This window comes from Streptomyces sp. DSM 40868 (genome assembly GCF_011820545.1).
Lineage (GTDB): Bacteria > Actinomycetota > Actinomycetes > Streptomycetales > Streptomycetaceae > Streptomyces > Streptomyces eurythermus.
On sequence record NZ_CP050504.1, the window covers coordinates 249,118 to 267,710 of the forward strand.

The window sequence follows — 18,593 nt, forward strand, 5'->3', positions numbered from 1 at the left end:
TACCAAAACCGAACTGGGGCGTGCTGAATGACTGAGATGACCTCCGAATCCACCGGCTGCGAGATGTTCCGATCGGACAGGTACTTCAGGGTCTGGCAGTACTCCGTCGGTCACCGCAGGCTGCTCCTCCGCAGCAGCCGGGACATGCCGCCGGCGACCCGGATCGACATCCACTTCGCCAACGTCGACCTCATGCTCCTCCGTCCCCATTACGACGGTCTGGTCATCCACCGGGCCGACGCCGGGGAATGCGAGAAGGCCGGCCTGGACTACGGGGTGGAGGTCAAGCCCGGACGTCTGTTCGTGTTGGGCGATGGCCTACGCAGCTTCGTCGTATCGGCGCCTCCGCAGTGGCACGAGGACGAGGGCACGATGGACGATCCGTCATGGTTCGGCCGCATGCGGGGAACGCGCTGAGAACCGTCCGGGACGCCCGTCCATGAAGCGGCGTCCGAGCGACCCCTGGGAGAACGGGCCCGAAGAGCCGGACTATCGGAACCACCGCCGTCAAGGGGCCGCCGCACCACCCACCTGGTGCGGCGGCCCCCGCACGTCCCGCACCCCACACGGCCAAGGCCGGCGTGACGCACCCACCCCGCAACCCCGTGGCCGCCTATGCCATCAGAACTGAACTGGTCAGGTCTTGCGAGTGATTGCCACCCTGGAAGCGGCGTGGGGCGGTGCCGGCGACGCCCCGACCGCGCTGGTGCCCCGGGTGGAGCGGCGAGCGGCCGCCGCCCGTTCTGGTCGCCGAGTGCCGTGTTCGGCGAGAGCCGGCTGCTGAAGACGGTGCCGGCCGGCACCGGGATCGACGGCCTGGAGAGCGCCGAGCCGGACAGGGCGCTGGTGGAGTACTGCAGAGCCTCACCCCGCATCTGCTCAGTGCGGCATCGGGTCTGAGGGCCGGGTGGGCTCTGAGAGGTCGTTTTCTCCCGATGTTTCATCCCGGAATTGGTGTTTGATCCTGTGGTGTCGGGTCGCGTCAGGAGATGGTGGCTTCGCCGGTGAGGCGGCGGGCCATGAGGTTGGTCATGGCGAGGTGGATCATGGCTTCGGAGCGGGCGGGCAGGGTCTCGTAGTCGCGGGCCAGGCGCCGGTGGAGCATCAACCATCCGTACGTGCGCTCGACCGCCCAGCGTTTCGGGTTCGGGGTGAATCCTTCGGTGCCGGGGGCGCGTTGAACGACTTCCATGTCGATGCCGAGGCAGGCGGCGTGCTCGACGAGGTGCTGTCGGTAGCCACCGTCGACCCAGACTTTGCGGATGGTGGGGTGAGCGGCCGCGACCTGGCCGATCAGGTCGGTGCCGGCGACGGAGTCCTGCACGCTCGCCGCGGTGACCAGCGCCGCGAGCAGCAGTCCGAGGGTGCCGGTGACGATGCTCCGCTTGCGGCCCACGGTCTTCTTCGCCGCGTCCGTGCCCTGGCCGGCGGCCGGGACGCTGGCAGAGGTCTTGACGCTCTGCGCGTCGATCACGCACGCGGACGGCTCCGCGCCCTTGCCCTCCTTCTGCCGTAGCGCTTGGCGGAGCATGCCGGTGAGCTGGATGAACACGCCGTCCTTCTGCCACTTGGCGAAGTAGCGCGCCCGTGGTGTTGACGGTGACCGGCGGCCATGTGACACATCATGGGTCGGCGGCAGCGGTCCGTTAGGCTCGCGTACGGCACCGCCTGCCGATCACCGTCCGGGTGAGGCGTGGAGGTGCCCGTGCTTCGCCACGGTCCCGGCGGAGTCGATCGTCACGCACCAAGACATCACGGAGACCGGCCACAAGGACCGGCCTCCGGCGTGCGCCCTCTGTTCAGCTGATGGAAATCTTCTGCACGATCGCTGTCCCAGCAGGGCGCTTCACAGTGAAGACCTTGCTGCTGTACTGCTGGTCATTTCCGTCGGGATCCTCGCAGGTGACGGTGGCCGTCGCCTTGGTCCCCGCTGACGGGATGTTCCGGAACCTCAGCGCGCCGAAGGTGGCCGACTCGTTGTCGGTCTCCACGCTCTTCGACTTCGTCTCCGGGTTGGTCTGGGTGCTGACGGTCACCGCCGTGGGAACCGAATCGTCCGCGAACCTCGCACAGCTCGCGGTCACCACGAGGTTGACTCTCGGGCTGTTCACGTCAGCCTGCGCCGAAACGGCTGTCATGGGGTTGACAGCTGCCACTGCTGCGAGCGTGAGCACGGTGCTCCCGATGACTTTCACTCTTCTGCGACGAGCCTGGACGGGCATTGCAGCCTCCTCCATGGTTGGCTTGGACGGCCCTGTCGAGTGCGCCAACGGCGATGTCGCACCACTGCCGACCCACCGCGTGCAGCGTGCACGTTCGAGTGCTTCCGCGGCCAGGAACCCCATCGTGACCTGCACTTCGCGCGCTGAGCGATTCGAGCGGCCCAGTCGGCACATGACGCATCGAAGGTCCCGCCAACCAGGCTCGCACAGCGTTCTGTCGCACGCAAACGCGGCACTGCGTTGCGCAGGCAACACCGCGCTCCGCGGAGTGGTCAGGGATGTCCCTCGGCGGAATGCCCCTCGATCGTGCGGCAACGTCGCACGCACGCTCCTGGTGGACAGTCCCATCGGGCGCCCCACGACGGAGACGCCCAGAAGCCTGGCGTGGCCCCCACCGGGCCCGGGGCCCTCATCGGCACGAGGGGAGGACACGTCAGGCGGCAGGAGGTGGCGGCTCCTCGTCGCACCCCGGCCGGCCCGGTGACGCGGTAGGCCTTCGCTCGGACGCCAATTCCCGCAGGGCGACCATGACTTCCGGGGAGGAGTCGTGCCCACCACCGGAGGCTACGCCGGCTCCGGAACGCTTCCGGAGACTCGGACTTCTACCGCGCCGACGTTCCCCGGCACTGTCGCCTGCTCTGCCGCCCCGGGCGGCGTGAGCTGACTCCTTCACTGCCGTCCCGGCTCCTTGAGGGCGTCGAGCAGGGCCGCCTGGCTGGAGCTGTCCCCGGCCGCCATCGACCTCCTCGCCTGGACTCAAGTGCTCTTGCTGAACGGTGAGTTGGCCACCGCTGAGCCGAACAAGCTCCGCTACCGGCTCCTCCGTGCCGCGGCCCGCATCACCCGCGGCGCCCGCCGTCTACATCTGCGGATCGCCGCCACCTGGCCCTGGCGCCAGGACCTGGCAGCCGCCCTCAACCGACTGAAGGCTCTGCTTCGGCCCACCTGACCCAGCGGGACCGTCCCTGCCCAACCACGAACCCAGGACCCTTGGAGAACCCGGCCTCCGTGTCGGGCCCTCTGCATGCCCGCAACCCTCACACGGCCCGGAAGACACCACCGACGCCGCAACCCATCTCAACCGGAACCAACTGAAACGCGGAGGTCAGAGGTCCTGGCAGAAGTTGTTGCTCAAGTGACCGGCGAAGAAGCTGGACTGGTCGAGGGCGGTGATCGACTCCTCCCACGTCAGAGCGGCCCGCCGGGCCCAAAAGCGGTCCCAGCCCGGTCGACCGAGCACGGCCGGGCAGCAAGCACCACGTCCTTGTCGACGGCCAGGGCATCCCGCTCGCGGTGTCGCTGACCGGAGGCAACCGCAACGACGTCACCCAGCTCCTGCCCCTGCTCGACCAGGTCCCACCGGTCGCCGGCGTCGTCGGCAGGCCACGGCGGCGGCCGGACATGCTCTTCACGGACCGCGGATACGACCACGACAAGTACCGCCGACCGCCGTGGAAACGAGGCATCCGGCCCGTGATCGCCGAACGAGGGCAGCCGCACGGTTCCGGCCTGGTCATCTTCCGCTGGGTCGTCGAACGCACCATCTCCTGGCTCCACGGCTTCCGCCGCCTGCGTATCCGCTGGGAACGACGCGACGACATCCACGAAGCCTTCCTCGGCCTCGCCACCTGCCTCATCACACACCGCCAGGTCCAACGCCTTCGTCAGGACCTCTAAGAGGCGGGGACGGCGGTCCTTCGCCGGGTTTCGTGCAGGTGGAGGTCGATGTACCTGGCCAGGGTCAATGCGTCCTGCGGCTCCTCGGCCTGGAAGGAGACGCGGCGTAGCAGTCGTACGTCGTCGAGTGCGACATGCTCGCGGGCCAGGACGAAGAGGCAGGCAAGGAGCGCGCAACGGGCGTTGCCGTCATCGAAGGGATGGAAGAAGCAGATGTCGAGGAAGGCGCGTGCGGCCCGGGCGGTCAGTGGGAGGGGCCGGGTTGTGTCCTTGGTGCTCTCGGCCAGGCAGGCGTCGAGACGGGCACGGATGTCGGGACCCGTGCCGTACCGTTCCCGGCCGGCCTTGGCGAAGGCGGGCAGGCTGCGGAACGGCGGCGGTCCGGGCGTGGCCAGGATGTGCCGCTGCCAGCCCTGGATGAGACCGAAGTCGAGCCGGGCGCCGCGCGCGGCATCGGCCCGCATCTGCTCCAGGGCGGTGAGCATGCCTTGCCCACGGGCGGGGTCCAGGACCGCGTCGAAGACGCGGATCTCTTCCACCGCCCCGTCGCGGACCGGCGTCACCGGGCCCTCTCCGCCGCCGTTCTGTGCGTTATGCCATGGCACGGCTTCCCGCACCACGAGCCAGCGCTCCAGGTGGTCGGGCAATGGTGGCTCGGCGGCCCGGGTGTCCTCGTCCGGCTGGATGGAGACCGCGAGCTGCTCGGCGATGTCCTCGACCAGTACGGGGTCGGGGCCGGTCCAACTTTCGAACCGGCCGCCGATCGCCTGATCGACCAGGCGCCCGGCGTCGTCGGCCGGGACGCCCCAGCGGCTGAGGAACCATTCGAGTACCTGATGGCAGTGTGCGTACCAGCCGCTGCCACAGCCGGTGCGGTCGGTGACGTGCAGTATCAGGTTGCGGGCGGTGCGGTCCCACAGGATCCGCTGGTCGTCGATGCCGGCCAGGTCCAGTGGGTGTGCCTCGAACCGTGCGGCCAGGCTCTCCAGCCACTCGCGCCACTCGCACAGCGCCGCGGTCACACGCTCGAGGGTCTCGTCCGGAGTGGTGACCGAGTGCTGGGGGCAGCACCAGTTGCCGACCGGCCCTCCGTCGAAGTCCCCTTCATCGTGCGCCCACCGCCACCCGGCGACCCAGCGGCCGTAGTGCTCGACCAGGGCCTGCGTCATGGCGTCGGTCCAGGGCTTGGCCTCGTCCCAGCTCCATTCGCGCAGGGCGCGGTCATCGAGCGGTACGTCGGGGCGTCGGGGCATCCGTCGAGCCGGCCCGAGTGACCTGACCACCCGCGCTGCCGATTCGCTGTCGAACGGATGACGTGCGGGATCCACCTCGTCCCAGGTCAGATTGCGGGGGGACAGCTCTACGATCACCGCGCAAGTCTCTCCGCCCGCCGATACCGCTTCAACTCAATTTCCGGCCGCTCCTCGTAACCCTCGTCGGGGCGGTTGTGGCTCTCGGAGTGTGCGATGCCGCAGTCGGCGGAGGGCCGGGCCGTGAACCGTCAGCACGCACAAGAAGCGTGCCTCCGGCGTACGTGTGGTCGGAGCGAAGCCGCTGATCGCCCTTTCGAACCCGTTCTCGAGATGTCACGCCGGTTTGCCGAACATCAACTGCCATAGGTTCAGCGTCGCTTGGTGGCTTTTGATCCAGCAGAACCAGTACAGGCGGTTCCAGGACTCGGCGGGCTGGACCGGCCGCACGATGCCGGATGAGCGTTGCGGCCCGTCTGAGCGGCGTCGCCGTCACCGCTCCATACTCGCCCGCCGCCTCGCCAGACGCCGCGCCTACGGCGGCGGGCCGGAACACCGATGCGCTCGGCACCTCGAACCTGATCACATGCGGGCGACACCACCACAGGTGTCCGCTGTCCTCGACTCCTCTGCTCAAGGGAGCAGCGTCATGACCCCGGACAACGTTCCCGCCCCGGCCTTCCCGGCCGGACGCGGCGCTCCGCATGTTTCCGTCCCCTGGCCGCCTCCTGCCGAGCACGGACCTGCTCCCGCTCGGCCTCGCGGGCCCACGCCCTGGCCATCACGTCCTGAAGAGTCGGTGGCGCCCTGCTCCCGGGTGACGAACAGGCGGTCCGCGGACACCGGAGGCAGGGCCTGGGTGGACAAGTCCGCGGGCGGGTCAACGGGCCGCCCATGACAGCCTCTGGTGAGTGGTTGACGTTGCCCTTGAGGGCAGGGTTTAGCGTCCATGGAGATGAGCGGCATGAAAATCGGCGAGTTGGCCAGATCCGCTGGTGTGACGATCAAGGCGGTCCGCTACTACGAATCGCTGGGGCTGATCACCCCGCGTCGTCTGGCCAACGGGTACCGGGACTACGACGAGGACGACGTGCGTGCGGTGCGCGAAATCCGGGCTCTGAGCAGCCTCGGGATTGCGGTCGAACGCACGCGCCCGTTCCTGGCGTGCCTGGCGGCCGGGCAACAGCACGCCGACGACTGCCCGGCGTCGATGGCCGGCTATCGCGAGGCCATCGACGAGCTGACCGAGCGGATCGAAGCGCTGACCTCCCGCCGCGCGACCCTGATCTCACACCTGAGACAGGCCGCTCACCGCAATAGCAGCACGACACCGCCCGACCACGGAGAGCACGCCATGAGCGACTTGTACCGGCTGCCCGAGAACCTACCCGTTCCGCAGGATGACGGCGCGGCCGACCACCTTCCCGGTCTCAGGGCGCCCCACCTGGAACTGCTCAGCACCACGGGCGAGATGATCGGTATCGATGCCCTCGGCATTGGCCGCACGGTCATCTACATCTACCCGCTCACGGGTCGCCCGGAAGCCGACCTGCCGCACGGCTGGAACTCCATACCCGGAGCACGAGGCTGCACCACCGAAGCCTGCGACTTCCGCGATCACCACCAGGAGCTTCTCGCAGCCGGAGCGAGGCGGGTCTTCGGCCTGTCCAGCCAGGAGACCACCTATCAACGTGAGGTCGTCGAACGGCTCCGCCTGCCCTTCGCGATGTTGTCCGACCCTCGGCTGAACTTGGCCACGGCACTCGGGCTGCCCACGTTCGAGGTCGACGGGCTGACTCTGTTCAAACGACTCACCCTCGTCATCCGCGACGGGGTGATCGAGCACGCCTTCTACCCGGTCTTTCCTCCCAACGTGCACGCCCAGCAGGTCCTGTCCTGGCTACGCGACAACTCCCCCGAGTGATCGAACGGTCACGGTTGAGACTCCTCGTTCGGTCCTGCGTCGCTGGCGTGAGGAAGACGTCGTGCCCATGGCCGCCATCAACGCCTGACCCCGAGGTCATACGGTGGATACGTGACGGCAGCGTCCGTGACGAACAGCAGACTCGCGGCGGCCCGGCCGCCGAGGCCGCTGTACGGTTCGGGTTCGAAGAGCGGGGACTTGAGCGGATCGTCAGCATCACTCAAGTGGGCAACGACGCCTCCGAACGGATCATGACCAAGCTGGGGATGCATCCGGTCCGTGAGACCGTGAATCCCATCGGCGGTCGGCGAGTCCGGGTGTTCGAGCTGTCGTCGGACCAGTACGTCACAACCACTCGTTGATGTGGGCCGGCGCGGCGAGCAGGGCTCAGCCCGGCAGTCGGCCGAGGCCGTCCGGAGCCAGGAGCGTGGGGGTCAGCAAGCAACTTCTGGTGCCGCGCCTCGTGATGGAGTGGGGCTGTCGGGCGCTGCTGGTGAAAAGGCGTGGCCGCCCGTCAACCGTGATGCGACGATCAGTTCCGCATCTTGATCCACATCCGCATCCCGGAGGTCCGTATGGACGTCACCTCGCTGCTGCCGTTGACGACGCCCCGGTTGTCGCTGCGTCTGTTCACTCCCGGCGACGCCGACGACCTGTACGCCTACCAGAGCCTGCCGAGCGTGGCGCGCTACTTGTACCGGCCGACGCACACGCGGGAGCGCAGTGAGCAGGTTGCGGCCGAGCGCGCCGCGCACTCGGTCTGGAGCGCCGACGGGGACAAGCTGGCGCTTGCTGTGTGCCGACGCGATGAGCCCGGCCTCCTCGGCGAGGTGACGCTCACCCTGGCCAATGCCCGCGCCGCCCAGGCCGAGATCGGCTGGACTCTCCACCCGCGTCGCCAGGGGCACGGCTATGCGACGGAGGCGGCCAGGGCACTGGCCGGGTTTGCCTTCGACAAGCTGGGAGTGCACCGGCTCTACGCACGGCTGGATGTGGAGAACACCGGGTCCGCGCGAGTCTGCGAGCGCCTCGGCATGCGTCGGGAGGCGCACCTGGTCGAGAACGACCTCGACGGGGATCGCTGGGGCAGCGAGTACATCTACGCGGCCCTGGCCGCGGACATGGACGGTCGAGCGGACCGGCTGAGCCATTAGCGACCCTCGCTGCTGGACCAGGATGCCGAGGGCGATGTCCGGCCGGCAGTGGATATACGGCGGTACCCGCTGTCGCGATGCCGCCGGGGTGCCAGCGCTGTTCCAGCGCGCCGGATCCGGTCCTGCCCCAGGGCCTGTGGCCGCCCCGATGTCATGGCCTGCCCGCACCGTCGGTCACCACTGTCACGGTACCGTCGGGTTCCTCCTGGTCCAGCGGCCCGTGCCTCAGCAGTGCGGTTCGTTCCCAGTGCCGGAAGGCCGTTGTACGCAGCCGAACAGTGAAGTACCAGTGCCGGCAAGGGATCACAGGGCAGTGAAGCCGGGACGCCTGGGTCATTGACCGAGCCGGGTTGTCCGCCCGCTTCCAGCACGGGTGGCGGTCTCGGCGGCGGTCTCGATTTCGCCGTCGCGGAGGTATGCCTCGGCCTGGTAGGTGGGGAACGCCGCGCGCGTCTTGGAGCGGGTGGCCGGGAGTAAGGCGATGCCCTCGTCCATGAGCTGGTGAGCCCGTCGTCACCGGCCGAGATTCGCGAGGCATCTGCCGCTGTCTGCGGCCAGGTCCGCCATTACCGTCCAGGAGCACCAGGCGGGTGCCGGATCGCAGGAGGGGGCCCGCAGCGCCTGGGCGCCTACCTGCTGCCGCTGCTGCCCGCCGGATTGGCGTCCAGTGCAACCGTGGTTTCTCGTAGCGTGGCCCCTGCTGGTGGAGGCGGAGATACGAAGAGAGATACGGCATGGATCCGATTTCGGTGGCGCTCCTCGCAGCGCTGGCAGGGGGCGCCGGCGGTGAGCTCGGACGACGGCTCTGGTCGGGGCTGACCACCTTGGTGCGTCGCCCACTCGTGGGTGGCCAGGGCGAGTCCGCTCAGGCTCCGGCCGTCAGTTCCGGGGAGGCGGAGCTGGCCAGACTTCAGGAGAAGCCCGGGGATGCGGTGCGTGCGCAGGCGCTGAGCACAGCTTTGGCGGTGCGGGCCGTGGTGGACGCGGAGTTCTCTGTTGGTCTGCGGCAGTGGCATGAGCAGGCGAAGCTCGTGCGTACCGGTGACGGTGACGTCCACAACACGATCAGCGGCGGCACCGTGTACGGGCCGGTGCTGCAGGGGCGTGACTTTTCTGGTTTGTCCGTCACCACCTCCGCTCCCCCTCCGCCCGCCTCCGAAGGCGAGGCGCGGTCGACGCAGGGGTGAGCGAATGGCCAGGGAGGACTAGAGCGTGTCCAAGGCGGTCAACGGTGGCGTGTTCTTCAACCAGGGGCGTGTTCGTGGCACCTCCGAAGCGCCCGTAGCTATCGCTGGCTTGAGCGCGGGCCTGCTCCTGGGCTTGCGTATCGCCGCGGCACTGCTCGCCCTCGGTCAACTCTTCGGGTGGTTCCGCATCAGAGCGGAGGACGACAACCGAGTCGTACTGTGGGCGGGTTCACCAAAGCCTGCCCCTACGCTTGGGGGCGAAGGGACCAATTCCCAGGTCACGCCCGACGTCGCGCATGTGCTCGAACCGCCGGCTCGTCGCCATGTACCACTGTCCCAGGATGGCGATCGTGACCAGTGCGCCGACGGTGCACACCGCGATCGTTTCGAACGTTCCGCCTTGCAGGTACATCCACACCCCGGGGCCAATCACCACGAAGAGCCACCCCCTCAACCACACGAAGTAGGTGTGGGTGCGGGCGAAGGCGAGCTGATGGACGGCCAGTACCTCCAGCGCGACGCCCCAGTGCCAGCTCTGGGTGACGGCCAGCCATCCGAGCAGGCAGAACGAGCCGAGGAAGAAGAAGATGAAGAACAGCAACCGCGCCAAGAAGGCAAGCAGCGCAGCGCGCACCATGACGTCCTTGGGCTGCGAGTGCTTCTTCGGCCACAGCAGGTAGGTCAGGGACCACCTGACCGGCTGGAACAACGCGGGCTTCACCTCCTCCTCGTCCGTGGCGGAGTTGTAGACGACGACCTCGTACCCCTCGCCCTTCTGCCAACGGAAGAGCGTGGTCGGTGGCGCCGCGTTCAAGTAGTGGAATATCCGGGCCGTTCCTTGCAGCTCACGGGGGTTGCCCTGGGTGACGAGAAGCAGTCCGAAGGCGCCGAAGAAGCTGATCCTCGCCGTGAGCCGCGCCGCGCTGAGCATGAGGCCGAGTGAAGTGTCCATCAGCCGATCAGCCATTCGACCAGGTCCAGCGGGCCTAGTGGGTCGAAAGAGTCACTCCGGTCGACGGGCAGGTTGGTGACTACATCGCCGATGATTCGGGCGGCCCGCGAATCACGGTCTCTCAACGCTTCCGCCAGTACGGCGCCACCTGCGATGGCGAGCGCCCATGCGGCGACCTTCCTGCTTTCCCGTCGTCCGGTGGGCGGGGCGGGCAGACCACCCGCGATCGCCATCGCTGTCAGAAGGGCGCCACCGCGGCGGGGATCGGCCAGGTCATCGAACAACGTGGCCATCGCCGACGAGAACGACTTGTCAGCCACGGCGCGGGCGAACGTCTCGGCGCTGGGCTTGCGCTCATCTCGCGCTCGTTCCACGAGCGCCGCGAGCCGGGGTGAGGTGATCCGGGCGAGCTCGCCCTGCCAGCCCGGTGGCAGCTTCCTGGCGGTGACCACCGGCCACAACGAGAAGACGATCAGGTCGAGGAGGATCTGCTGTGGCACCGGCTCGTCCGGTGGAGCGCCGGGGCGGGCCAGGTAGCTGATGATGCCGGCGACGACGAGGCGCCGGACCGCATCCTTGCGCCGCTCGTCCTCGGGACCGGCGTCGTCCAGTCCCGCGCGCACAAGGGAAATCTGCCGGATGTGCGCGGCGCCCGCCCTGTCGCCGGTGTCCTCGACCATCGTGCGGTAGTCCGCCGCGATACGGTCGACCCATAATCGCAGTGCGAGCAAGTCCAGCGGTCGTCGGTCATCCCTATAGTGATGGTGGATCTCTCCGGTGAACGTGCCGGCCTGCACCACAGGGCCGAAGACAACGGTGTTGTCAGTGATCTGATTGCTCACCACTTCCGGCTTCGGGGTCGCCTCGTCGGCGCCACCACCCATCCCTCACCCCTCACCGCAGGCTCGACCCGTTTGAGGTTAGCCAGCGAGCGGCCGTCGGCGGAACCCGTACACCGCGATCCGGCCCGCCGGGCGTCGACCGCGCGGGCAGGGTCCGGGCCGACCTGGGGACCGTAGGGGGTGACCCCGTCGTAGGCGGGTCTGAGTCGGTGGCCGCTGTAGCGGGGCTGGTGGTTGAGCCAGCGGCTGCGCCGCAACGGCGGGGTACCGGTGGGGATCGCGAAAGTCCACGACAACTGGCGCGCCTCGAACTCGCGCGCCCCCTCCACCAGGCCCCTCGCCGAGCGCCCTGTCGTCACAGCCCAGACCGACCACGACCTTCGACTGCGACGACGAGGCAGTCACCGCGGGACAAGGCAAGTGAGAACAGGCCGCCGGGGACGTGCACAGCGACGACTACCGCCGCCCAGGCAGCGCGGGGAACGTGCGGACGCGGCCACCAGGACGCGCAGGCTGCGCACGACGCGGATGCGGCGCCGCGCCGGCCGGGGCGCGGCGGGTACCGCGCCCGGCGTCCGGGACTCTGCGGCCGGGCGGCAGATGTGCTTCACGCGGCCCCTCCCCCGGGCGCCGGGCGCACGGCGGGGCGTTGCCAGGTGTGCTGGGTCAGCCGGTCCGCCGGGGAGGTGAGGACGAAGCCGAACCTGCGGTAGAAGCTCTCTCCAACCGGCCGCGGTCGGCGCCGTGCTCGTCAGTCGGCGTACACGCCACGCCGAGGCCGCGGGCGTCGGCCTCGGCGCACACCCCGGGCCCGGACCCGCGTTACGCGCCCCTGACCCCGGTGGGCGGCGGAGACACGCAGGAGTCGCAGCTGAAGCACCGTGTCGTCGGCGACAAGCACCAAGCCCAGCAGGCGTCCGGCGGCATCGACCGCTTCAGCTCCCGGACCAGACCTTGCGCCCGAACGAGAACCGCTGCCGGGAGAGAGCTGAGGGAAAAGTCCGAGCGGGAGGGCCGAGGGGGCGAACCGCCGGAGTGCGGGCCGGAGCCCAGGCGGTGAAGCGGTCGCCGCCGGGCTCCCGTAGCACGACAGTCCTGCCCCGTAGACTGCGAGTAGGTAACCGCCACGCGGGTTTTACGGCGCAGGCTCGATCAGAGTGCGTCGCTCAGGCTGTTGTGACCCTTCTGCTCGATGAGGGTGTCACCGCGCTGTTCCACCGCGATGTGCACCTCCATCGCCATACGGCCGTACAGCGTCACAAGGTCAACCGTGCCGTCGGCACCGACCCGGGCGACTCGCCGGCCTTGACAATGTCGGCCCTGTGCTTGAGGGCATCGCGTTGGTCACCGGAGTGGTCCTCGTCGTAGGCAGGCAGCCGGGTCACGGCGTCACGCACCGGCGGAGTGCCAGTCCGCCCCGGGACGCGCCCGCTGGTGTGGCCGGCTTCCCGGCTCAGTGCGTCACCGGCACGCCCAGCAGCGACGGCGTCTCCGGGACGCCCAGCCTCTGCGCGTCCCGCTCCGGCCGAAGGAACAACGTCGTCAGGGCGCCCGCGACCGCCAACAGGGCGGCGGTGAGCAGCCAGCCGTTGCGGTAGCCCGCCGCGGCCGTCGGGGCCGCGTCCACGACGGAGCCCAGCACCAGCGGGGCCAGCACTCCGCCGAGCGCGAAGACGCACACCACCGCACCGAGCACGAGCCCGCGCCGCGCGGGCGAAGTGATTTGGGCGCAGGCCGTCTGGCCGACCGTCATCATGACGAGCGCCGGCGCCATCGGCCCGAACATCATCGGCAGCCGCAACCAGTCGGCGTCGACAGTCGCGAACACCGTCACGGCAGCCGCCGACAGCAGGAGCAGCAGCCCGGCCCCCGCCCCCGCGGGCAACCGGGGCGGCCGGTCCCGGCGCGCCGCCCGCTGGGCCAGCAAACCGTGCACCAGCAGCACCGCCCCGTTGGCGACCGCGGCCGCACCCGCCGTCAGTCCCGTCCGGTGGGCGTCCCAGCCGAGGACCGTCTCCAGATAGTCCGGCAGCCAGGTCAGCTGGGAACTCATCAGCCAGTACGCGGCGAACGAGCCCACGCTCGCGGTCAGGAAGGTGCCGCTCAGCAGGATCCGCCACAACGGTGTCCCGGGGACCGGCTCCCCTTCCCGTACCGCCGATGTACTCGTCGCCGTCCCCACCTCCGACGCACCGGCCGTCATCGTGCCCACTGGTGGCGCGAGCGGTCCCTCCGCGCCGTGCCGCCACCAGAGCGCCGCCCACACCAGGCCGGCCAGGCCGGCCGCGCCGAACCCCCAGCGCCAGCCCCAGGCCGAGATCACCGCAGACAGAACGGGTGCCGCCACCGCAACGCCCGCAGCCGCACCGACCATCAGGACGGCCGTCGGCAGAGTGCGCTCGCGCTGCCCGAACCAGCCGTGCAGATGGTGCACGGCGACCGGCGCCGCCGGACCCTCGGCCACGCCGAGCAGCACCCGGGTGGCCACCAGGGTGCCGAAACCCGCGGCGGCCCGCACCATCGGCAGCTGTGCCGCCGACCACAGCACGGCCATCACGAGCAGCAGCACCCAGGTGCGCACCCGGCGCGTCAGCGCGGACACCGCCAGCGCCGACACCGAGAACAGCGCGAAGAACGCCGCCTGCGCCGTCCCGAACTCCTGCCGGGAGATGCCGAACTCGCGCATGATCTCCGGCCCGGCAAGCCCGAGGACCGACTTGTCCGCGAAGTTGACCAGCATGAAACAGAGCAGTAGCCAGGTCGTGCCCCACGGGCCGGCTTTCGCCGTCGCGCTCGTCATGGGCAGCAGCCGTCCTCGTCCGCCGCGCCGCCCACGCCCGGCCCGGCCATGCCCACGCTGATCGCCCCCGCCGCGCGGGCCCGGCCCTCGGCAGAGCGGGTCAGCTCCGTCGTCACGTCCGTGCCTTCGGCGACGGCCGCCGACTCGGCCGCCGCCCAGTGGAAGATTCCGCGTGCCATCGTCGATGTCTCCCGCGCGGCCCGCGTCGCGTACACCTCGGCACGGATCCGGGCAACCGCCGTGTCCTCGGGCGCCGCCAGGGCCGCCGTCTCCGCCAGGTGCGAGGCGAGCCGCAGCTCCCCTGCCGCCAGCAGCCGCTCGGCGCGCCGGGCCAGGGCGAGGGCGCCGCCGGCCGCGTCCGCCAACTCCGCCGCCAGCGCCGCCTCAGGGGCCGGCTTGAGGTGGGCCGGGTTCTGGTCGTACCAGCCGCCCCACAGCCGCCACAGGTTCCGTACGACGAACTCCGGCTCGTCGTAGGCAGGGTGGAGGTACGGCTTGGTCAGCAGCTCCTCGGGCACGCGGACGCCGTGGACGACGGCGTCGAGCCGCAGTCCTCGGTTCATCAGCTCCCGGGTCTGCGCGCACAGCGACTCCAGGAGGGTCGCCGTGTCGTCCAGGGCCTGGGCGACCCGGTCCGCGCCGATGACGGGGATGCCGTGGCCGGGGAGCAGCACCTCGGCACCCAGTCGGCCCATCGCGCGCAGGGCGTGAGCCCACTGCTCCGGGTAGCGCTGGGCCTTCTGCGGGTTGCCGGCGTTGGGCGAGTTCCAGATGAAGAGGTCACCCGTGCAGAGGGTCTTCAGCTCGGGCACCCACACGTAGGTGTGGTCGTCCGTCTCCCCACGCGCGTGGAACAGCTCGAATGTCAAGGCGCCGTGACGGACGGTCAGCCGGTCCCGGTACGTGGTGTCGGGGTACCGGTAGGCCGTCGGCCACTCCAGGCCCGGAACGCCGAACTGGCGGCGGTTGATCCAGGAGTTGTAGCCGGCGGTCCGGGTGTAGCGGTCGAAGCGGGCGGCGACCGCCTCGTGGGCGATGACCTCGGGCCGGGTGGGCTCCGCGTCGAAGGGAGCGACGCCGAAGACGTGGTCGACATGGCCGTGCGTGTAGACCACAACCCGGACCGGGTCGGGGCTGAACGCCCGTACCGCCGTGTGCAGCCGTTCCGCCGTGCGGATGTCGCCGGAGTCGACCAGGACGAGCCCGGCACCGGTGTCGAACACGGCCACGTTCGCGAAGGCGGGGAAGAAGCCGGTCCGGTCACCGATCGGGATCAGTTCGTCCGAGGTGAAGGCTCCGGTCAGATGGGGCATCAGCGTCTCCTCGCCCCGCCAGACGCGGTCCGCGTAAGCCAGATAGCTTTTCGGTCCGTACTCCGACGGGGCGGGGCGCGGCGTGGGGTTGTGCTCGGTCATAGCGATTGCTCCTTCGCTGCGGTGCGGCGTGCGGGGACGACACCGAGTCTCGGCCGCCCACGCGGGGTGCGACACCCCGTCGCGTCACAGCTCCCGGGCCTGGGTACGGTGATCCGTCACAACGCGCCACCGAGCACAGGGAGCGAAGAGTGCAGGAGATCTCCGAGGCGGCCCGCGCGCTCGCGCTGCGCTGCGAGCCCGAGGTCAACGCTCTCGCCCGGCGGATGTCCCGGGAGTCCTTCGAGCAGTTGCCGGGGTACGCGGCACTGCCCGACGAAATGAAGGATCTGGAGATCGCGGCTACCGCGCGCCATGGGCTACGGCTCTTCCTGCGCAGCGTCGCGGAGCGGTCCCGCCCGGTGGATCGCGGGGACGCGGCGGGGGCGTCCCGGGCGGGCGGTATGCGGCTCTTCCGGGAACGGGCCGCCCAGCGCGCCGAGGAGGGCATGCCGCTCCACCTGCTGCTGCGCAGCCACGCCCTCGGCATGTACGTGCTGTGGCAGGGGCTGCGGGAGTCGGCCGCGCCCGGCGAGGAGGCCGCCCTCGTCGAACTCGCCGACCTGCTGCTCAAGTCCCACCACAGCGTCATCGGCGTGGTCGCCGAGACCTACCTCGACGAGCGCTCCGCCATCGACGCCGAGCGGCGTGCCCACCGCCGCTCACTCGTCCGCGGCCTGCTCGACGGCACTCTGCCGCCGGGCCACGTACTGCTTGAACAACTCGGCCTCGACGGCCCCTGCCTCGTCCTCGCCGTCGGCACCGCGACCGGTCCCGGCCCCGCCGCGACAGCACCGTCGGGAAAGGAGGGCGCCGTCGCCGCGCGCCGCCGACTGCGCCGCATCCAGACCGCGCTCGACCACGCCTTCGGGGTGGAGGTGCCTTCCCTCCTCGACGCCGGGCGCGACGGGGGCCGGGCGATCGTGCCGGGGGCCGCCGAACCCCCCGATGACTTGGTGGCACGACTGTCGAGGGCGGCGGGCGGCCCGGTGCGGATCGCCGTCGTGCCGGCCGCGGCGCCCGCCGACGTGCCGGAGTCGGCGCGCACCGCCGGGGAGATCCTGCGCGTCGCCCGGGCCTGCGGGCTGCCGCCGGGGCTGCACCGGCTCGACGACGTGCTCCTCGAATACCATCTGTCCCGGCCCGGTGAAAGCGGCCGCCGCATCGCCGCGCTCCTCGACCCGGTCGCCGACCGCCCGGAGCTGCTGGAGACGCTGCGCGTCCACCTCGGCCACGGCCAGGACCGGCGGGCGACCGCCCACGTGCTCGGCCTGCACCCCAACACCGTCGACAACCGGCTCGCCCGGATAGCCGAACGCACCCGCATCGACCTCTCCTCGCCCAAGGGCACGGCGACGGCCATCGCCGCTCTGCTGCTACGGGAGACCGACACCTGACGCCGCCTCACCGGCGTCCATGAAACGACCTGGCCCGGCGGGAGCCGGTTGATCCGGCGTAGGCTTGCGTGATCCGGGAGCCTAGCCCCGGCTCACCGAGTCCACAGCTCCGACAGCACCCCCGGACCGCCCAGGCCCGTCAGGGCGCCGAACGGGTCAGGGTCCGGACAGCATGGCGTGTGCTGGAGCTGTCCGTCCAGGACGTATGGAAATGCCGCGGCGAGGCGGCCGGCGAGCCACGGGGCATCAGCTGTCCGCGCAGCAGCGAAAAGGACGTCCGCGAAGCAAACCCCGCCGCCGAACGACGGCCCGCGCCGCGGGAGGTGAGCCTGGCACCGGAGGGAATCGATCACGTCGGTGTCGGCAAACGGTGCACCCCGGCACCTGGTCACGGTGCCGGAGCTCGGGGGTTTCACCAGCGCAGGCGTGCACGGCGGCTGTGCCTGAGCCGGGTACGGGGCTCGGCCTGGCGACGGAAGCCGCCGGTGTCAGTGGCGCCTTGCAGACTGTCCTGCGTGATCGACGTGCACGATGTCGGCGAGGCTCATGACCAAGGAGATGTCGACCGTATGCGTCACCGACCGCTTTTCGGTACCTGCCGTCGTCATCCGCGGCGCGGGACCACCGCGGAAGCCGGTGTTTTTTCCAGGTCCATGTTGGCCACGAAGCCTTCCCGATGGTCTTCCGCTCCCTCAGGGAGCGGATGCCACCGGGTGGCGGGCAGGGGCATTCGGTCAAGGGATCGGACGAGTGCCCGCCCCGCGTGACGGCGGTCGGCGCAATCGCGATCAGCGCGTTCCGCCGGAATGACCATCTCGACGCCGCCCGCCTGCCCTGATCAGGTCCCGAGCAGCGCAGCGGCGCACGCCACGCCTGCGGCGTATGACGCACATCACACTCCACGCATATGAACGGAGCGTTCATTACCTGCTTATATGGACGTGCCGTTCACAAACGGCATCGTCACGGATCAAGGAGGTCTCCCATGTCCAGCACGACCACCACCTCTCGCGTCGCCCTCGTCACCGGTGGTTCCGGGGGTATCGGCCGCGCCGTCGTCGAGCGTCTGGCCGCCGACGGGTACGCCGTTGCCGTGCATTACGCCGGCAACGCGGCCCGCGCCACCGAAGTCGCCGACCAGGTCACCGCCGCCGGCGGCCGCGCCGTCACGGTCGGCGGAGACGTCGCCGACGAGACCGCGATGGCTGCGGCCTTCGACGCCGTGGAGGCCGCGTTCGGCGGCATCGACGTCGTCGTCAACACGGCCGGGATCATGCTGCTGTCTCCGATCGCCACGCTCGACCTGGCCGACTTCGACCGCATGCACCGCACCAACGTGCGCGGCACGTTCGTCGTCTCGCAGCTCGCCGCGAATCGGCTGCGGGCCGGGGGCGCCCTCGTGAACTTCTCCACGTCGGTCACCCGCACGCAGTTCCCCGCCTACGGCGCCTACGTCGCCTCCAAGGCCGCGGTCGAGGGCATCACCCTGATCCTGGCGCGAGAACTACGCGGCAAGGACATCACGGTCAACGCCGTCGCTCCCGGGCCCACTGCCACCGCACTGTTCCTGAACGACAAGGACGAGGCCGCGGTCGCCAACCTCTCCAAGGCAGTGCCGCTCGAGCGCCTCGGCATGCCCGCCGACATCGCCGAGACCGTGGCGTTCCTCGCCGGCCCGGCCCGCTGGGTCAACGGCCAGGTCCTGTTCACCAACGGCGGCCTCGCCTGAGCTGTGCCACCCGATTCCACCTCCCGCCTGCCAGAAAGTAGGAGCAT

12 protein-coding genes and 4 pseudogenes are annotated in these 18,593 nt (G+C 70.1%); 9 read left to right on the top strand and 7 right to left on the bottom strand.

The features are described from left to right. The first annotated feature begins 36 nt into the window (after positions 1-36). The gene (locus tag HB370_RS01140; protein ID WP_030795421.1) at positions 37-417 is read left to right on the top strand and encodes a hypothetical protein; all 381 of its coding nucleotides are present in this window, start codon (positions 37-39) and stop codon (positions 415-417) included. A 565-nt stretch (positions 418-982) separates the two neighbouring features. Here the strand turns inward: HB370_RS01140 and HB370_RS01145 are convergent. Both HB370_RS01145 and HB370_RS01150 read right to left on the bottom strand, forming a co-directional pair. Next, positions 983-1,579 (bottom strand): annotated as a pseudogene (locus tag HB370_RS01145) (IS5 family transposase); the annotation flags it as partial. A gap of 220 nt (positions 1,580-1,799) precedes the next feature. Beyond that, the gene (locus HB370_RS01150; RefSeq protein ID WP_167512931.1) at positions 1,800-2,237 is read right to left on the bottom strand and encodes a hypothetical protein; all 438 of its coding nucleotides are present in this window, start codon (positions 2,235-2,237) and stop codon (positions 1,800-1,802) included. Between the two features lie 694 nt (positions 2,238-2,931). Between HB370_RS01150 and HB370_RS01155 the strand changes: the two are divergent. After that, positions 2,932-3,171, top strand: a pseudogene (locus HB370_RS01155) (transposase); the annotation flags it as partial. A 193-nt stretch (positions 3,172-3,364) separates the two neighbouring features. Beyond that, a pseudogene (locus HB370_RS01160) lies at positions 3,365-3,899 on the top strand (IS5 family transposase); the annotation flags it as partial. Here HB370_RS01160 and HB370_RS01165 read toward each other — a convergent pair. Further along, complete coding sequence (locus HB370_RS01165; protein ID WP_342451009.1) at positions 3,896-5,152, bottom strand: Fic family protein; 1,257 nt, start codon at positions 5,150-5,152, stop codon at positions 3,896-3,898. The pseudogene HB370_RS01160 and the gene HB370_RS01165 overlap by 4 nt on opposite strands. A 952-nt stretch (positions 5,153-6,104) precedes the next feature. Here HB370_RS01165 and HB370_RS01170 point away from each other — a divergent pair. The 4 genes and pseudogenes from HB370_RS01170 to HB370_RS01185 all read left to right on the top strand — a co-directional run bounded on the left by HB370_RS01170 (position 6,105) and on the right by HB370_RS01185 (position 9,414). Continuing rightward, positions 6,105-7,073, top strand: a complete 969-nt coding sequence (locus HB370_RS01170; RefSeq protein ID WP_342451010.1) for a MerR family transcriptional regulator — start codon at positions 6,105-6,107, stop codon at positions 7,071-7,073. Between the two features lie 67 nt (positions 7,074-7,140). Then, positions 7,141-7,435: pseudogene (locus HB370_RS01175) on the top strand (GNAT family N-acetyltransferase). A 213-nt stretch (positions 7,436-7,648) separates the two neighbouring features. Next, on the top strand, positions 7,649-8,227 hold the full coding sequence (locus HB370_RS01180) for a GNAT family N-acetyltransferase (RefSeq protein ID WP_030794731.1): 579 nt from the start codon (positions 7,649-7,651) through the stop codon (positions 8,225-8,227). 734 nt (positions 8,228-8,961) lie between these two features. Further along, a complete protein-coding gene (locus HB370_RS01185) occupies positions 8,962-9,414 on the top strand; it encodes a hypothetical protein (protein ID WP_030794734.1) in 453 nt (150 codons plus the stop codon). 229 nt (positions 9,415-9,643) lie between these two features. Here the strand turns inward: HB370_RS01185 and HB370_RS01190 are convergent, their stop codons facing one another. The 4 genes from HB370_RS01190 to HB370_RS01205 all read right to left on the bottom strand — a co-directional run bounded on the left by HB370_RS01190 (position 9,644) and on the right by HB370_RS01205 (position 15,423). Beyond that, complete coding sequence (locus tag HB370_RS01190) at positions 9,644-10,366, bottom strand: hypothetical protein (RefSeq protein ID WP_157855687.1); 723 nt, start codon at positions 10,364-10,366, stop codon at positions 9,644-9,646. Next, positions 10,366-11,250, bottom strand: coding sequence for a hypothetical protein (locus HB370_RS01195; protein WP_030794740.1), 885 nt, complete (start codon positions 11,248-11,250; stop codon positions 10,366-10,368). The genes HB370_RS01190 and HB370_RS01195 overlap by 1 nt, the downstream gene beginning before the upstream one ends. Before the next feature lie 1,411 nt (positions 11,251-12,661). Next, entirely contained in the window at positions 12,662-14,008 is a 1,347-nt protein-coding gene (locus HB370_RS01200; protein WP_030794743.1) for an MFS transporter, read from the bottom strand. Continuing rightward, complete coding sequence (locus HB370_RS01205; RefSeq protein ID WP_030794746.1) at positions 14,005-15,423, bottom strand: alkyl sulfatase dimerization domain-containing protein; 1,419 nt, start codon at positions 15,421-15,423, stop codon at positions 14,005-14,007. The genes HB370_RS01200 and HB370_RS01205 overlap by 4 nt, the downstream gene beginning before the upstream one ends. 149 nt (positions 15,424-15,572) lie before the next feature. On the opposite strand from HB370_RS01205, the gene HB370_RS01210 reads away from it, so the two are divergent. Continuing rightward, on the top strand, positions 15,573-16,817 hold the full coding sequence (locus HB370_RS01210; RefSeq protein WP_030794748.1) for a helix-turn-helix domain-containing protein: 1,245 nt from the start codon (positions 15,573-15,575) through the stop codon (positions 16,815-16,817). 985 nt (positions 16,818-17,802) lie between these two features. Then, complete coding sequence (locus HB370_RS01215) at positions 17,803-18,546, top strand: SDR family oxidoreductase (protein ID WP_030794751.1); 744 nt, start codon at positions 17,803-17,805, stop codon at positions 18,544-18,546. Positions 18,547-18,593 lie beyond the last annotated feature (47 nt).

Bases quoted from the DNA above. Each gene is read 5' to 3' on its own strand.
- HB370_RS01205 (WP_030794746.1), bottom strand. From the start codon at position 15,423: ATGACCGAGCACAACCCCACGCCGCGCCCCGCCCCGTCGGAGTACGGA.
- HB370_RS01170 (WP_342451010.1), top strand. From the start codon at position 6,105: ATGAGCGGCATGAAAATCGGCGAGTTGGCCAGATCCGCTGGTGTGACG.
- HB370_RS01195 (WP_030794740.1), bottom strand. From the start codon at position 11,250: ATGGGTGGTGGCGCCGACGAGGCGACCCCGAAGCCGGAAGTGGTGAGC.
- HB370_RS01215 (WP_030794751.1), top strand. From the start codon at position 17,803: ATGTCCAGCACGACCACCACCTCTCGCGTCGCCCTCGTCACCGGTGGT.
- HB370_RS01180 (WP_030794731.1), top strand. From the start codon at position 7,649: ATGGACGTCACCTCGCTGCTGCCGTTGACGACGCCCCGGTTGTCGCTG.
- HB370_RS01140 (WP_030795421.1), top strand. From the start codon at position 37: ATGACCTCCGAATCCACCGGCTGCGAGATGTTCCGATCGGACAGGTAC.
- HB370_RS01190 (WP_157855687.1), bottom strand. From the start codon at position 10,366: ATGGACACTTCACTCGGCCTCATGCTCAGCGCGGCGCGGCTCACGGCG.
- HB370_RS01165 (WP_342451009.1), bottom strand. From the start codon at position 5,152: ATGCCCCGACGCCCCGACGTACCGCTCGATGACCGCGCCCTGCGCGAA.
- HB370_RS01200 (WP_030794743.1), bottom strand. From the start codon at position 14,008: ATGACGAGCGCGACGGCGAAAGCCGGCCCGTGGGGCACGACCTGGCTA.
- HB370_RS01150 (WP_167512931.1), bottom strand. From the start codon at position 2,237: ATGGAGGAGGCTGCAATGCCCGTCCAGGCTCGTCGCAGAAGAGTGAAA.
- HB370_RS01185 (WP_030794734.1), top strand. From the start codon at position 8,962: ATGGATCCGATTTCGGTGGCGCTCCTCGCAGCGCTGGCAGGGGGCGCC.